Source organism: Paraburkholderia sp. BCC1884 (assembly GCF_900996225.1).
In the GTDB taxonomy this organism is placed as follows: Bacteria; Pseudomonadota; Gammaproteobacteria; order Burkholderiales; family Burkholderiaceae; genus Paraburkholderia.
This window is the reverse complement of the sequence record NZ_CAAJGL010000101.1, coordinates 1-13,883: the sequence shown is the minus strand read 5'-3', so window position 1 is coordinate 13,883 and position 13,883 is coordinate 1. Positions and strand designations below refer to the sequence as shown.

At 63.0% G+C, this 13,883-nt stretch carries 12 protein-coding genes; 1 reads left to right on the top strand and 11 read right to left on the bottom strand.

Annotated elements, in window-relative coordinates:
- Positions 1–25: 25 nt before the first annotated feature.
- The 11 genes from aspS to FQ705_RS22425 all read right to left on the bottom strand — a co-directional run bounded on the left by aspS (position 26) and on the right by FQ705_RS22425 (position 13,051).
- Positions 26–1,825 carry an aspartate--tRNA ligase gene (gene aspS / locus FQ705_RS22475; RefSeq protein ID WP_144144429.1) on the bottom strand — a complete coding sequence of 600 codons (1,800 nt, stop codon included), beginning with the start codon at positions 1,823–1,825 and terminating at the stop codon, positions 26–28.
- Positions 1,826–1,901: 76 nt separating this feature from the next.
- On the bottom strand, positions 1,902–2,555 hold the full coding sequence (locus tag FQ705_RS22470) for a DUF502 domain-containing protein (RefSeq protein WP_144144427.1): 654 nt from the start codon (positions 2,553–2,555) through the stop codon (positions 1,902–1,904).
- A gap of 75 nt (positions 2,556–2,630) precedes the next feature.
- Positions 2,631–3,029 (bottom strand): FmdB family zinc ribbon protein, encoded by a 399-nt coding sequence (locus tag FQ705_RS22465; RefSeq protein WP_144144425.1) that lies wholly within the window; start codon positions 3,027–3,029, stop codon positions 2,631–2,633.
- A 178-nt stretch (positions 3,030–3,207) separates the two neighbouring features.
- Positions 3,208–3,831, bottom strand: coding sequence for a methyltransferase domain-containing protein (locus FQ705_RS22460; RefSeq protein ID WP_144144423.1), 624 nt, complete (start codon positions 3,829–3,831; stop codon positions 3,208–3,210).
- 18 nt (positions 3,832–3,849) lie between these two features.
- The gene (ubiB, locus tag FQ705_RS22455) at positions 3,850–5,427 is read right to left on the bottom strand and encodes a ubiquinone biosynthesis regulatory protein kinase UbiB (protein WP_144144421.1); all 1,578 of its coding nucleotides are present in this window, start codon (positions 5,425–5,427) and stop codon (positions 3,850–3,852) included.
- A 15-nt stretch (positions 5,428–5,442) separates the two neighbouring features.
- Positions 5,443–6,087: an SCP2 domain-containing protein gene (locus FQ705_RS22450; RefSeq protein WP_144144419.1), complete on the bottom strand. Its 645-nt coding sequence runs from the start codon at positions 6,085–6,087 to the stop codon at positions 5,443–5,445.
- Positions 6,088–6,240: 153 nt separating this feature from the next.
- Positions 6,241–7,236 carry a Tim44 domain-containing protein gene (locus FQ705_RS22445; RefSeq protein ID WP_144144417.1) on the bottom strand — a complete coding sequence of 332 codons (996 nt, stop codon included), beginning with the start codon at positions 7,234–7,236 and terminating at the stop codon, positions 6,241–6,243.
- Positions 7,237–7,274: 38 nt separating this feature from the next.
- Entirely contained in the window at positions 7,275–8,006 is a 732-nt protein-coding gene (ubiE, locus tag FQ705_RS22440) for a bifunctional demethylmenaquinone methyltransferase/2-methoxy-6-polyprenyl-1,4-benzoquinol methylase UbiE (RefSeq protein ID WP_144144415.1), read from the bottom strand.
- Between the two features lie 66 nt (positions 8,007–8,072).
- Positions 8,073–8,486: a gamma-butyrobetaine hydroxylase-like domain-containing protein gene (locus FQ705_RS22435; RefSeq protein WP_144144413.1), complete on the bottom strand. Its 414-nt coding sequence runs from the start codon at positions 8,484–8,486 to the stop codon at positions 8,073–8,075.
- Between the two features lie 7 nt (positions 8,487–8,493).
- Positions 8,494–8,922: an HIT family protein gene (locus FQ705_RS22430; RefSeq protein ID WP_144144411.1), complete on the bottom strand. Its 429-nt coding sequence runs from the start codon at positions 8,920–8,922 to the stop codon at positions 8,494–8,496.
- Between the two features lie 34 nt (positions 8,923–8,956).
- The gene (locus FQ705_RS22425; protein WP_144144409.1) at positions 8,957–13,051 is read right to left on the bottom strand and encodes a DUF3683 domain-containing protein; all 4,095 of its coding nucleotides are present in this window, start codon (positions 13,049–13,051) and stop codon (positions 8,957–8,959) included.
- Between the two features lie 503 nt (positions 13,052–13,554).
- On the opposite strand from FQ705_RS22425, the gene FQ705_RS22420 reads away from it, so the two are divergent.
- The coding region (locus FQ705_RS22420; protein ID WP_144144407.1) for a pyridoxal-phosphate dependent enzyme at positions 13,555–13,883 on the top strand (329 nt) is incomplete at its 3' end.

The window sequence follows — 13,883 nt, the reverse complement described above, 5'->3', positions numbered from 1 at the left end:
CAAACAGCACGGATTGCTGAATCCGTTACACCTTCGGTTCCGGCGTACGCAGACGGATGTGCAACTCGCGCAGTTGGCGCTCGTCCACTTCGCTCGGCGCCTGCGTGAGCAGATCTTGCGCGCGTTGCGTTTTCGGGAACGCGATCACGTCGCGGATCGAATCGGCGCCGGCCATCATCGTGACGATGCGGTCCAGACCGAAGGCGATACCGCCGTGCGGCGGCGCACCGTATTGCAGCGCGTCGAGCAGGAAGCCGAACTTGGCCTGCGCTTCTTCCGCGTTGATCTTCAGCGCACGGAACACTTGGCTCTGCACTTCTTCACGGTGGATACGCACCGAGCCGCCGCCGATTTCCCAGCCGTTCAGCACCATGTCGTAAGCCTTGGCGAGACAGCGTGCCGGATCCGTTTCCAGATACTCGAGGTGCTCGTCCTTCGGGCTCGTGAACGGGTGATGCGCCGCGACGTAGCGGTTGTCTTCTTCGTCGTACTCGAACATCGGGAAGTCGACCACCCACAGCGGCTTCCAGCCGGTTTCGACGAGACCGTTGGCCTTGCCGAACTCCGAATGACCGATCTTCAGACGCAGTGCGCCCAGGCTGTCGTTCACCACCTTCGCGCGATCTGCCGCGAAGAAAATGATGTCGCCGTCTTGCGCACCGGTGCGCTCGATGATCGCCTTGACCGCTTCGTCGTGCAGGTTCTTGACGATCGGGCTTTGCAGACCGTCACGGCCCTTCGCGACTTCGTTGACCTTGATCCAGGCCAGACCCTTCGCGCCGTAGATGCGCACGAATTCCGTGTAGCTGTCGATATCGCCACGCGAAAGCTCGCCGCCCTTCGGCACGCGAATCGCCGCAACGCGGCCGTCTTTCGTGTTGGCCGGCGTGCTGAACACCTTGAAGTCGACGTCGCGCACTGCGTCCGTCAGGTCCGTGAATTCGAGCTTTACGCGCAGGTCGGGCTTGTCCGAACCGAAGCGGCGCATGGCTTCCGAATACAGCATGACCGGGAATTTCTCGGCGAGCGAGACGCCGATCGTTTCCTTGAAGACGTGACGAATCATGTCTTCGAACAGATCGCGGATTTCCTGTTCCGACAGGAACGAGGTTTCACAGTCGATCTGCGTGAATTCCGGCTGACGGTCAGCACGCAGATCTTCGTCGCGGAAGCACTTGACGATCTGGTAGTAGCGATCGAAGTTCGCCACCATCAACAGCTGCTTGAACAGCTGCGGCGATTGCGGCAGCGCGAAGAACTGACCCGGGTTCGTACGCGACGGCACCAGGTAGTCGCGCGCGCCTTCCGGCGTGCTCTTCGTGAGCATCGGCGTTTCGATGTCGATGAAGCCCAGCGTGTCGAGGTACTTGCGCACTTCGATCGCGACGCGATAACGCAGACGCAGGTTGTGCTGCATCTGCGGACGGCGCAGATCGAGCACGCGATGGGTGAGACGCGTGGTTTCCGACAGGTTGTCGTCGTCGAGCTGGAACGGCGGCGTGACCGATGCGTTCAGCACGATCAGTTCGTGGCACAGCACTTCGATCTTGCCGCTCTTCAACGCGGCGTTCGTCGTGCCTTCCGGACGGCTGCGCACGACACCCTTGATCTGCAGGCAGAACTCGTTGCGCACGCCTTCGGCGGCCTTGAACATCTCCGCGCGGTCCGGGTCGCACACGACCTGAACGAGGCCTTCGCGATCGCGCAGGTCGATGAAGATGACGCCGCCGTGGTCGCGGCGGCGGCTTACCCAGCCACACAGCGAGACGGTTTGGCCCAGCAGTTCTTCGGTCACCAGACCGCAGTATTGAGATCTCATCGACATGATGTTTGTCTTTCGTTTTGCATTGATTGAACGGCGCGCCGCAGTGGGAACCTGCGTGAAACTCTGCGCGCCGGCATTACAGCGGAGGCTCGACTGTCGTGCGGCGCACCGGCGCCGGCGGCGCGGACGGCGCCACGACGCCCATCGAGACGATGTACTTGAGCGCAGCGTCGACCGTCATGTCGAGCTCGATCACTTCGCTCTTGGCCACCATCAGGAAGAAGCCGGACGTGGGGTTCGGCGTAGTCGGCACATACACGCTGACGTGATCTTCTTTCAGGTGGTTGACCACGTCGCCGCCCGGAATGCCGGTCAGAAACGCGATCGTATAGGAGCCGCGGCGCGGGTATTCGATCAGGAGCGCCTTGCGAAACGCGTTGCCGCTGCTCGACAGCAAGGTGTCGGACACCTGTTTGACGCTGGTGTAGATCGGACCGACCACCGGAATGTGGGCGACGATGACTTCCCACCACTTCACGAGCTTCTGCCCGATGAAGTTCTGCGTCAACAGACCGACGACAAAGATGAACGCCAGCGTGAGCACCGCGCCGAGGCCCGGCAGACGGAAGCCGAGCGCGCGCTCCGGCTGCCACGCGCTTGGCAAGAGCAACAGCGTCTGGTCCATCGTGCCGATGATCAGACCGAGCACCCACAGTGTGATGGCCAGAGGCACCAGCACCAGCAGGCCAGTCAGGAACACCGATTTGAGCGTCGTTTTTTTCGTCGTCATGTGTACCGCCAGAAAGCCGCGCGGACCGAAGCCCAAGGCGCGGCAGGTGCGCCGCCCCTGAGGGCGGCAGTCCCGCTAGGCGTTGCCGGAACCGCTCGAACTCGTCGAAGCGGCCGGTGCGGCAGCAGGCGCGACCGGCGCTGCCGTGCTCGATGAGCCGGCGGCAGCCGTGTTGCTGGCCGCGGCCGTGTCGGATGCCGCGCCGCCGTTATTGGCAGTGGCACTCTCGCCCGCGCCGCCATTCGAGGCGCTGTCGGCGTCGGCCTTGACCGGCGCCTTCGCGCCGCTATTGCCACCGCGGAAATCGGTCACATACCAGCCCGAGCCTTTCAGCTGGAAACCGGCGGCAGTGACCTGCTTGCGAAATGTGTCTTTCCCGCATTCGGGACATTGCGTCAACTGGGGGTCGCTCATCTTCTGAAGCACGTCCTTCCCGAAGCCGCATGACTCGCAACGATAAGCGTAGATCGGCATGATCTTTTCCCTACTGAAATCTTGTAAACGCTTGCAAAGCCTTGAATTATAGCCGCAAACGATACCCCTACCCCGGATTTTGGGGACGACCGCCGGACGCAGCCGCCGTCGGGCTAAATGGAGGCGACCGCGGCCGAATCAAGTGCGGCCACGACTTTCCTTCATGCGCCGCGAGTGCTCATACGCGGCGTCGCCACGTGAGCCAGCGCTCACGTCCAGCGAATACGGCGATCGAATCGTTCACCGGTTCGTCTTCGATCAATTCGAAATACGGCGTGAGTAGCGCGTCCAGTTCGGCGCGTTCGATACCGAACGGCGGACCTTTCGGCGTCGCCCCGATGAAATAGAAGCCCGCCAGCAACGCGCCGCCGGGAATGAGTTCGGCCATCCGGCGCGCGTAGTCGGCGCGGCGCGCCAGCGGCAGTGCGCAGAGGAACGCGCGCTCGTAAATCCATTCCGGTTCGAAGGGCGGCACGTAGGTGAAGAAATCCGCCTGCTCCACCAGGTGTGCGTGCTGCGTGCCCAGTTGCTCCTGCGCCGAGGCGACCGCGGCCGGCGAGAAATCGATTGCCCGCACCGGGTTGCCCTGCTCCGCAAGCCACAGTGCCTCGTACGCGCTGCCGCAGCCGGGAATCAACACGCCCGCCTCTTTATGGCGCGCCGCAAACGACTGAAACGCGGACGGCACGCCCGCCTGGTCCCACGGCATGAAGCGGCGCTCGAAACGTTCGTCCCAGAAATCGGGGGAGTCGGGATCGCGGCTCGCAAAATTGGGCGCGGAGGGTTGAGTCGGGTCGCTCATCGGATACCTCGTGTGTCGTTATCCGCCGTAGGCAAACGCGAGAAACACCCGCGCCAGCGCCGCACCGACGCCGACCGCCACGCCGAACAGCAGCAGGCCTTGCAGCAGGCGGTTGGTGCGCTTCTGTTCAAGCAGAATCTGGCGAATCATTTCGTCGTTAGCGCCACGCGTGTTGTCATGCCGCTCGGCCAACACGTGATGGATCAGGCGCGGTAACTGCGGCAACGTCTTGCTCCACTGCGGCGCTTCGATCTTCAGGCGCTCGTACCAACCGCGCAGACCGATCTGCTCGTTCATCCAGCGCTCGAGATACGGCTTGGCAGTCTTCCACAGGTCCAGCTCGGGATCGAGCGAGCGGCCGAGCCCTTCCACGTTCAGCATGGTTTTTTGCAGCAGCACGAGCTGCGGCTGAATCTCGACATTGAAGCGACGCGAGGTCGAGAACAGGCGCATCAGGACCTGCCCCAGCGAAATATCTTTCAGCGCGCGGTCGAAATACGGCTCGCAGACTGCGCGGATTGCGCTCTCCAGTTCTTCGACGCGCGTGGTGGGCGGCACCCAGCCCGACTCCAGATGCAGCGTGGCGACGCGGTGATAGTCGCGCTTGAAAAACGCCAGGAAGTTCTGCGCGAGGTAGTTCTTGTCGAAGTCCGATAGCGCGCCGATGATGCCGAAGTCGAGCGCGATATAGCGCCCGAAATGTGCCGGATCGAGGCTCACCTGAATGTTGCCGGGGTGCATATCCGCGTGGAAAAAACCGTCGCGAAACACCTGGGTGAAGAAGATCTCGACGCCTTCGCGCGCGAGCTTCGGAATATCGACGCCCGCCGCGCGCAGCGTCTCCACCTGGCTGATCGGCACGCCGACCATGCGCTCCATCACCAGCACGGTGGGCGTGCAGAACTCCCAATACATTTCCGGCACCAGCAACAGATCGAGCCCGGCGAAGTTGCGTCGCAACTGGCTGCCGTTGGCGGCCTCGCGCATCAGATCGAGTTCGTCGTGCAGATATTTGTCGAATTCCGCGACCACTTCGCGCGGCTTCAGACGCTTGCCGTCGGCCCACAGACGTTCGGCCCACACGGCGATGTCGCGCAGCAAGGCGAGATCGGAGTCGATCACCGGCAGCATGTTCGGACGCAGCACCTTCACCGCGACCGCCTTGCCGGCGTGTTGCCCAGCCTTGACCGTGGCGAAGTGCACCTGCGCGATCGACGCGCTCGCCACCGGCGTCCGCTCGAAATCGTCGAACAGCACGTCGACGGGCGCGCCGAGGGACTTCTCGACAAGCCCGATCGCCACTGCCGAATCGAACGGCGGCACCTGATCCTGCAACTTCGCCAGTTCGTTGGCGATATCGACCGGCAACAGATCGCGCCGCGTGGACAGCACCTGCCCGAACTTGACGAAAATCGGCCCAAGGCTTTCGAGCGCAAGGCGCAAACGCACGCCCGGCGGCGCGTCGAACTTGCGGCCGATGGTCGTGATACGCAACAGGAAACGCACGCGCCGGTCGTTGACCCGGCTGAGCATCATCTCATCGAGACCGAAGCGGATGACCGTGAAAAAAATCTTGAGGAAACGCAGAAAACGCATAGTTGTGCCCGGTGACTAGCGCGTGCCGCGCGACGTGGCGGCGCCGCCCGGCGCATCGGCGCCGCGGGCTTCGACCTTCTGTTCAAGACGCTCGAGGCGTTTTTCCACCCGCGCCAGCGCGTCGCGCGTCCGAGCCAGCTCGACGTTGAAATCGTCGAGCGCGGCGCGGCGCACCAGTTGCGGATTCTCGTCGAGCAGATACTCGGCGGCCGTGTCGAGCAGATTGCGCCCGGTGCGCTGCACCTGTTCGCCGACCGTGCGCACCACCGACGCCACCCGCCACGCCGGACCGTCGCCGATAAATCTGGCGAGATCTTCTTCCGGCTCCCAGCGCAGATGCTCGGCGAGCTTCGCGATCACGGTGGCGAATTCGGCGTCGCCCTCGATCTTCACGTGCTTCATCACCGCCGCCTGGCCACCTTGTACGAAAGCCGGCAACGCGTCGGATGGCACCGAAATGGTCACGTCGAACTGTTGCGCCTCGGTCTCGCCGACCGCGCTCAGATAGCCGTCGGGCTGCACCAGCAGCATCAGCGTAACCGGTGGACAGGACAGCCTGGCGGTCTTGCCCGCGTACGGGGCGAGGCGCTCACGTGCCCACGATTCGCGGGCGAGCAGATGATTGACAGCAGCGGCGAAGGGCTTGGCGGCGAGGGTCATTGAAAGTGGCAAGAAAAAACCCGCACGGGCGAGGTGCCCGCGCGGGTTCCTATTGTAACGTCCGTTCGCTTCGCGGCCTGCTATGCCGAACGGCCAACGCGTTGTGCAAAGTCAGGGCAAACCGCACCGCCCTGACTCTGCGGCGTCGCGCTATCAGTGCTGCGCCACTTGCTGGATGCCGGCGAGGAGCCAACCTTCACCAGGACGGTTCGCCTTGGACAGGTTCCAGACTTCGACGAACGGCTCGGCGGCAGCGCCCGGCGCCTCGCGGATCAGGCCGGAGAAGCGCACGCTCGCGAAGTACTCGTTCGCGCGCTCCTCCACGCCGAGCAATTCGGCGTTCAACTGCACCACGTCGGTCTGATTGGTTTCGGCGCCACGCGAAGACAGGTCCACGCGCACCTCGGCGAACATTTCCGGCGTGGTGAATTCGCGGATGTCTTCCACGTTGCCCACGTCCCATGCGGCTTGCAGTCGCACGAAGTACACCTTGGCGTTACGCAGAAACGCTTCCGAATCGAAACCGGCCGGCACGGCGGCTGGCGTATTGATCGTGGGCGTGTTCAGCGGGTTGCCTTGCGGTTCGAGATACGAGCCGGTGGGTGGCGCGCTGTAGCCCGGTTCCTGCGTGTAGCCCGTGCCGCTCGAATTGAACGACGGCGCGCTGCCCGCGTAGGCCGGTTGCGACGCGTCGCGCTTGCGTCCCATGAAACGGCGGATCAGCCAGATACCGATCATCGCGATGATCGCAATCACGATGATATTGGCCATGGCGCCGGCAAACGCGCCGCCCAGACCGAAGTGCGACAGCAAAGCGGCAATACCGAGACCCGCGGCCAGACCGGCGATCGGCCCGAGCCAGCGCGAACGGTTAGGCTGCGCGGCGGGCGTCGGCGCGGGAGCCGGTGCGGGCTGGGCGCGCTGCTGCATGGCCGGATTGGTTGGAGACGGCGACGGTGTCGTCTGATGCTGCTGCTGAACGGTATTCGACTGACGGCCGAAGCTACGGCCACCGCCCATGCGGCGAGCTTCCGCATCGAGCGAAGCGAGGGAGCCGGCCATGATCAGACCGACCATCGCGATCAGTCCGATTCTTCTCACCAGAGACCGCCCAACCTTACGGGGAGATAACACATTTGAATCGGACATTTTCGTACTTTCCTTTAAAAATCGATGGGTTAGGAACCCTAGTACTTGGTCCCCACATGTAAAGCTACCACGCCAGCTGACAAATTGTAATATTTGACGCCGTCCAGGCCAGCTTGTTCCATCATTGTTTTTAAAGTTTCCTGGTCCGGGTGCATCCGGATCGATTCGGCCAGGTATTGATAGCTCTCGGCGTCCTTCGCGAAGCGTTCGCCCAACCACGGCAACACCTTAAAAGAATAGACGTCGTAGGCCTTTTTGAGTGGGTCCCACACCTTCGAAAACTCCAGCACCAGCAAACGCCCCGCCGGCTTCAGCACGCGTCGCATTTCCGCTAGCGCGACATCCTTGTGCGTCATGTTGCGCAGGCCGAATGCCACCGTGACCACGTCGAAGTAGTTGTCCGGAAAGGGAATCTTCTCGGCGTCGCAGAGCAGCGCCGGGGTGATGACGCCCTTGTCCAGCAAGCGGTCGCGGCCCACGCGCAGCATCGATTCATTGATGTCGGTGTGCCAGACTTCGCCCGTTTCGCCCGCCCGCTTCGCGAAGGCTTTCGACAGATCGCCCGTGCCGCCGGCGATGTCGAGCACCTTGTAGCCCGGCCGCACGTTGGCCTGAGCGACCGTGAACATCTTCCACGCCCGGTGCATCCCGCCCGACATCAGGTCGTTCATCAAGTCGTAGTTAGCGGCAACCGAGTGGAACACGCCGGCCACCTTCTGCGCTTTGTCCTGTTCGTCGACCGATTGAAAGCCGAAGTGGGTTTTGCTCATCGCGCTTGTCCTTTCGCGTATTCTGAAATGTTGCGCCGCATCAGGCGGCGACCGGGGCGAATCGTATCAGTGACAGTGGCCATGCGCAGCACCGGCGGCAACCATCGGCGTATCGCGGTCGACGCCGGCCGCCTGCAGTCTGGCCAGATAGTCGCGCCAGAGATCGTCCTGGCGCAGCGCCAGGTCGTGTAGCAAGTCCCACGAATAGATGCCGGTGGCGTGTCCGTCGGAGAAAGTGGGCTGGATCGCGTAATTGCCGACGCCCTCGATCATCGTGATCGTCACTTCGCGCTTGCCCGTTTGCAGCGTTTCCTGGCCAGGCCCGTGCCCCTGCACTTCCGCCGACGGCGAATACACCCGCAGCAGTTCGAACGGCAGGCGATACGATTCGCCGTTTGCGTACTGCAATTCGAGCACACGGGATTTGGAATGCACGACGACCCCGGTCGGCACCGGGGTATCGGGAGTCAGTCCGCTCATGTTGGCCTCAACCTAAAGCTTGTTCGATTTCTTGCCGCACGGCTTCGCGCAGCAAGGTGGCTTGCGCGCGGCGTGACGACAGCATGGCTTCGGACACCGTGCGCTGGCGCGGCGCCCAGATGGGCAGCGGGAAATGGGCGTCGTTCGAAAAACGCGGAATCACGTGCCAGTGCACGTGCGGAACCTGGTTGCCAAGGCTCGCCAGGTTCACCTTGACCGGCTGAAGGATGCGCCGGATCGCGCGCTCAACTGCATACACCGCCTTCATCACACGATCTCGCTCGCTCTCGCCGAGGTCGGAGAACTCGGCGACGTGGCTATTCCAGATCACGCGGCAAAAACCGGGGTAATCGTGTTCGTCGGCGAGGACGACGCGCAAGGTGTCGTCCTGCCACAGCACATCACCGCCATCTTCACGGCAAAAAACGCAATCCATCGTCGTCCTCAGGCAAAAATCGTCAGTCGTGCCATTAAACCAGCACGCGCTCGATTCCGCCATTGTTCGCACGTTGCACGTAGTCGACCATCCAGTTTTCACCGAGCACGTGACGTGCCATCTCGACGACGATGTAGTCCGCCTCGATGCCCGCGTCTTCGTTGAAGCGCGACAGACCTTGCAGGCAGGACGGGCAGCTCGTGAGGATCTTCACGTCGGTGGCGCCCTTCGGCTGCGGACCGTCGCCGGCCTTGAGCACGGAGCCGTTCGGCGCACCCGCCGAACCCGCCGACGCATTGGCCGGGTTGATCCCGTTTGCGCCAGCTTCGGCCAGCAGCGGAATACCACGCAGCTTGGCCGCGCCCTTGCGCAGCTCTTCTTCCTTGCGGAAACGCACCTGCGTCGAGATGTCGGGACGCGTCACCGCGAGTGTGCCGGATTCGCCACAGCAACGATCGTTCTTCTCGATCTTGTAGCCGTCTTTCTCCGAACCCATCAGCTGATTGACCAGCTTGACCGGGTCCATCGTCTTGATCGGCGTGTGGCAAGGATCGTGATACATGTAGCGCACGCCGTTCACGCCTTCGAGCTTCATGCCCTTCTCGAGCAGGAATTCGTGGATGTCGATGATCCGGCAGCCCGGGAAGATCTTGTCGAATTCGTAGCCGGCCAGTTGGTCGTAGCACGTGCCGCACGACACCACCACCGTCTTGATGTCGAGATAGTTCAGCGTATTGGCGACGCGGTGGAACAGCACGCGGTTATCCGTGACGATCTGCTCGGCCTTGTCGAACTGGCCCGAGCCGCGCTGCGGGTAACCGCAGCACAGATAACCCGGCGGCAGCACCGTTTGCACGCCCGCTTCCCACAGCATGGCTTGCGTGGCGAGACCGACTTGCGAAAACAGCCGCTCGGAGCCGCAGCCCGGGAAGTAGAACACCGCTTCGGTATCGGCCGTGGTCGTCTTCGGATTGCGGATGATCGGGACGATCTTGTTGTCCTCGATATCGAGCAAAGCGCGCGCGGTTTTCTTCGGCAGATTGCCCGGCATCTTCTTGTTCATGAAGTGGATCACCTGCTGCGTGACCGGCGGCTTGCCGACCGTTGCCGGCGGGTGCGCCGTCTGCTTCTTCGCGAACTTCTTCAGCACTTCGTTGCCGAGGCGCTGCGCCTTGTAGCCGACGCCCATCATCGCGGTGCGCGCGAGGTTGATGGTCTGCGGATTGGTCGCGTTGAGGAAGAACATGCCGGCCGCGTTGCCCGCATTGAACTTCTTCTTGCCCATTTTGCGCAGCAGGTTGCGCATGTTCATGGTCACGTCGCCGAAGTCGATCTTCACCGGACACGGCGTCACGCACTTGTGACACACCGTGCAGTGATCGGCGACGTCGTTAAACTCGTCCCAGTGCTTGATCGACACGCCGCGGCGGGTCTGCTCTTCGTACAGGAACGCCTCGACCAGCAGCGAAGTGGCGAGAATCTTGTTGCGCGGGCTGTACAGCAGGTTCGCGCGCGGCACGTGCGTGGCGCACACCGGCTTGCACTTGCCGCAGCGCAGGCAGTCCTTGATCGACTCGGAAATCGCGCCGATATCGGACTGCTGCATGATCAGCGATTCATAGCCCATCAGGCCGAAGCTCGGCGTATAGGCGTTGCGCAGGTCGGCGCCTTCGAGCAGCTTGCCCGCGTTGAAGCGGCCATGCGGATCGACGCGCTGCTTGTACTGGCGGAATTCGGCGATCTCGTCTTCGGTCAGGAATTCGAGCTTGGTGATGCCGATGCCGTGCTCGCCGGAAATCACGCCGTCGAGCGAACGCGCCAGCTTCATGATGCGTGCGACCGCCTTGTGGGCGTCCTGCAGCATCTCGTAGTTGTCGGAGTTGACCGGCAGGTTGGTGTGGACGTTGCCGTCGCCCGCGTGCATGTGCAGCGCGACGAACACGCGACCACGCAGCACCTGCTTATGGATCGCCTGAGCTTCGTCGAGGATCGGCTTGAACTCGCCGCCGTTGAAAATCTGCCGCAGTTCGGCGCGGATTTCCTGCTTCCACGAGACGCGGATCGTGCGGTCCTGCGTGACGTGGAACACGTTCGCGCCCGGTTGCGCATCCACGCGGTCGGCGAACTTCTCCGCCAGCGCTTCGTAGCCGAGACCGACCAGGTAGTGTTGCGCTTCACGCAGCGACAGATCCAGCTTGTCGCGCAGGAACTCCCAGCGCGTGCGCACGCGCTTCAGCAGATCGAGCGCCTGTTGCACGCGATCTTCGAGCAATTCGGCGCTCGGAATTTCATTGGCGTCGTCGCTCTTGCCGAGCGGCAGCTTGCCGGCCCTGAAGAACGCTTCGAGCGCGTCGACCAGTTGCAGCTTGTTCTTGATCGACAGCTCGATGTTGATACGCTCGATGCCGTCCGTGTACTCGCCCATGCGATTGAGCGGGATCACCACGTCTTCGTTGATCTTGAACGCGTTGGTGTGCTTGGCGATCGCGGCGGTGCGGCTGCGGTCGAGCCAGAAACGTTTGCGCGCCTCGGCGTTGACCGCGACGAAACCTTCGCCGCTCTTGCCGTTGGCCATGCGCACCACTTCCGAAGTGGCTTGCGCGACCGCATCCGCATCGTCGCCGACGATGTCGCCGATCAGCACCATCTTCGGAAACGCGTTGCGCTTGCTCTTGGTCGCGTAGCCGACGGCGCGCAGATAGCGCTCGTCCAGATGCTCCAGACCCGCCAGAATCGCCCCGCCCTGCTTCGACGTTTCGAACAGGTAGTCCTTGATTTCGACGATGCTCGGAATCGCGTCGCGCGCCTGACCGAAGAATTCGAGGCAGACGGTCCGCGTGTGCGCCGGCATCTTGTGCAGCACCCAGCGCGCCGACGTGATCAGCCCGTCGCAGCCTTCTTTCTGTACGCCTGGCAGGCCGGCGAGGAATTTGTCGGTGACGTCCTTGCCGAGGCCTTCCTTGCGGAACACGCGGCCCTTGATGTCGAGCGATTCGGTGCGCAGCAGCTTTTCGCCCGGCGCGTAGTTGCCGTCGAACCATTTCAGTTCGAAGCGGGCCACTTCGATATCGTGAATCTTGCCCATGTTGTGGTCGAGGCGCGTGACTTCGAGCCAGTTCCCTTCCGGGTCGACCATGCGCCACCAGGCGAGGTTGTCGAGCGCCGTGCCCCACAACACCGCCTTCTTGCCACCCGCGTTCATCGCGACATTGCCGCCGACGCAGGACGCATCCAGCGAGGTCGGATCGACCGCGAACACGAAGCCGGCCTGCTCGGCCGCTTCCGTCACGCGACGCGTGACCACGCCCGCGCCGGAGAAAATCGTCGCGACCTTGCGATCCACGCCCGGCAATTCGGTCATCTCGACCGCGCCGAGCTGTTCGAGCTTTTCCGTGTTGATGACGGCCGAGAACGGCGTGAGCGGCACCGCGCCGCCCGTGTAGCCCGTGCCGCCGCCGCGCGGAATTACGGTCAGCCCCAGCTCGAAACACGCCTTGATCATGCCGGCGATCTCGGCCTCGGTGTCCGGCGTCAGCACCACGAACGGATATTCGACGCGCCAGTCGGTCGCGTCGGTGACGTGCGAGACGCGCGACAAACCGTCGAACTTGATGTTGTCTTTTTCCGTGACCTTGCCCAGCACCTTGGTCGCGCGACGGCGCAGATCATAGGTTTTCTGGAACTCGCTCGCGAATTCGTCGACGGCGCGGCGCGCGGCCTGCACCAGTGTTTCGACGCGCGCGGCACGGTCCACGCCGGCTTCGTCGCCGTGGGCGACCAGATCGGCACGACGGCGCTTTTCGATTTCCGACAAACGGTGATGCAGCGCTTCGATCAACATCGCGCGGCGCTTCGGGTTGTCGAGCAGATCGTCCTGCAGATACGGATTGCGACGCACCACCCAGATATCGCCCAGCACTTCGTACAGCATGCGGGCCGAGCGGCCGGTGCGGCGTTCCGCGCGCAATTCGGCGAGTGCCGCCCAGGCGTCGTCGCCTAGCAGCCGGATGACGATTTCGCGGTCGGAGAACGACGTGTAGTTATAGGGAATTTCGCGCAGACGCGCTTCGGGATCGGCGGCCACCGTAGCGGCGGCACCGTGCGGATCGAAAACTTGAGGTGCGTTCATAGTCGGACGACTCGGTAGGTCAGCCCGGCGCGCTCGTCGATGAGGCGTCGGCTAACGGTGCGCGTGGGGCGCAATGCTGGAAATCTTCTAGGGGAGCGAAGCACGACTGACGGCCTGACCCACATCAGTCGCTTCGCGGCACTCGGAGCTAGCTACACGATCGTGCATGGCGGACGTGACGCTCCGCCGCGGGGCAAGACTCACGCGGGACGGGCATCAGGTGGGCGATCCGAGGCTGCCAGTGCATCTTCCGATCCTCATTCCAAAATGGAATTCTACCGCATGATTCCGCCACGCGTTCGCGGTTGAAATCGAAGCAAAGGCGCGGGTTTGAGCGTTTTCTGGCGAAATCGGGCGCCCGGCTAGATTGACAGGATGTCCGACCGAACGGTCGGGCGGCACTTGACGACACGATAGCGATGCAGCGGGCGAAGGCCTGAGCGCGTGCCGTTGGCGCTATCATTGACCCTTTCCCGTCTCATTGAGCGCACCGCGCTACCCGCATGGCCTCCCACGACTACCTGAAGAAAACCCTGACCGCGCGCGTCTACGACGTGGCGCGCGAGACCGAACTCGAACGCGCGCCGAATCTGTCGGCCCGGCTGCGCAATCCGGTGTATCTGAAGCGCGAGGACAACCAGCCGGTGTTCTCCTTCAAGGTGCGCGGCGCGTACAACAAGATGGCGCACATTCCGGCCGAGGCGCTGGCGCGTGGCGTGATTACGGCGTCGGCGGGCAATCATGCGCAGGGCGTGGCGCTGTCGGCGGCCCGTATGGGCGTGAAGGCGATTATCGTGGTGCCGGTCACGACGCCTCAACTGAAGGTCGATGC

Bases quoted from the DNA above. Each gene is read 5' to 3' on its own strand.
- FQ705_RS22465 (WP_144144425.1), bottom strand. From the start codon at position 3,029: ATGCCGATCTACGCTTATCGTTGCGAGTCATGCGGCTTCGGGAAGGAC.
- FQ705_RS22425 (WP_144144409.1), bottom strand. From the start codon at position 13,051: ATGAACGCACCTCAAGTTTTCGATCCGCACGGTGCCGCCGCTACGGTG.
- FQ705_RS22435 (WP_144144413.1), bottom strand. From the start codon at position 8,486: ATGAGCGGACTGACTCCCGATACCCCGGTGCCGACCGGGGTCGTCGTG.
- FQ705_RS22445 (WP_144144417.1), bottom strand. From the start codon at position 7,236: ATGTCCGATTCAAATGTGTTATCTCCCCGTAAGGTTGGGCGGTCTCTG.
- ubiE (WP_144144415.1), bottom strand. From the start codon at position 8,006: ATGAGCAAAACCCACTTCGGCTTTCAATCGGTCGACGAACAGGACAAA.
- FQ705_RS22460 (WP_144144423.1), bottom strand. From the start codon at position 3,831: ATGAGCGACCCGACTCAACCCTCCGCGCCCAATTTTGCGAGCCGCGAT.
- aspS (WP_144144429.1), bottom strand. From the start codon at position 1,825: ATGTCGATGAGATCTCAATACTGCGGTCTGGTGACCGAAGAACTGCTG.
- FQ705_RS22470 (WP_144144427.1), bottom strand. From the start codon at position 2,555: ATGACGACGAAAAAAACGACGCTCAAATCGGTGTTCCTGACTGGCCTG.
- FQ705_RS22430 (WP_144144411.1), bottom strand. From the start codon at position 8,922: ATGGATTGCGTTTTTTGCCGTGAAGATGGCGGTGATGTGCTGTGGCAG.
- FQ705_RS22450 (WP_144144419.1), bottom strand. From the start codon at position 6,087: ATGACCCTCGCCGCCAAGCCCTTCGCCGCTGCTGTCAATCATCTGCTC.
- ubiB (WP_144144421.1), bottom strand. From the start codon at position 5,427: ATGCGTTTTCTGCGTTTCCTCAAGATTTTTTTCACGGTCATCCGCTTC.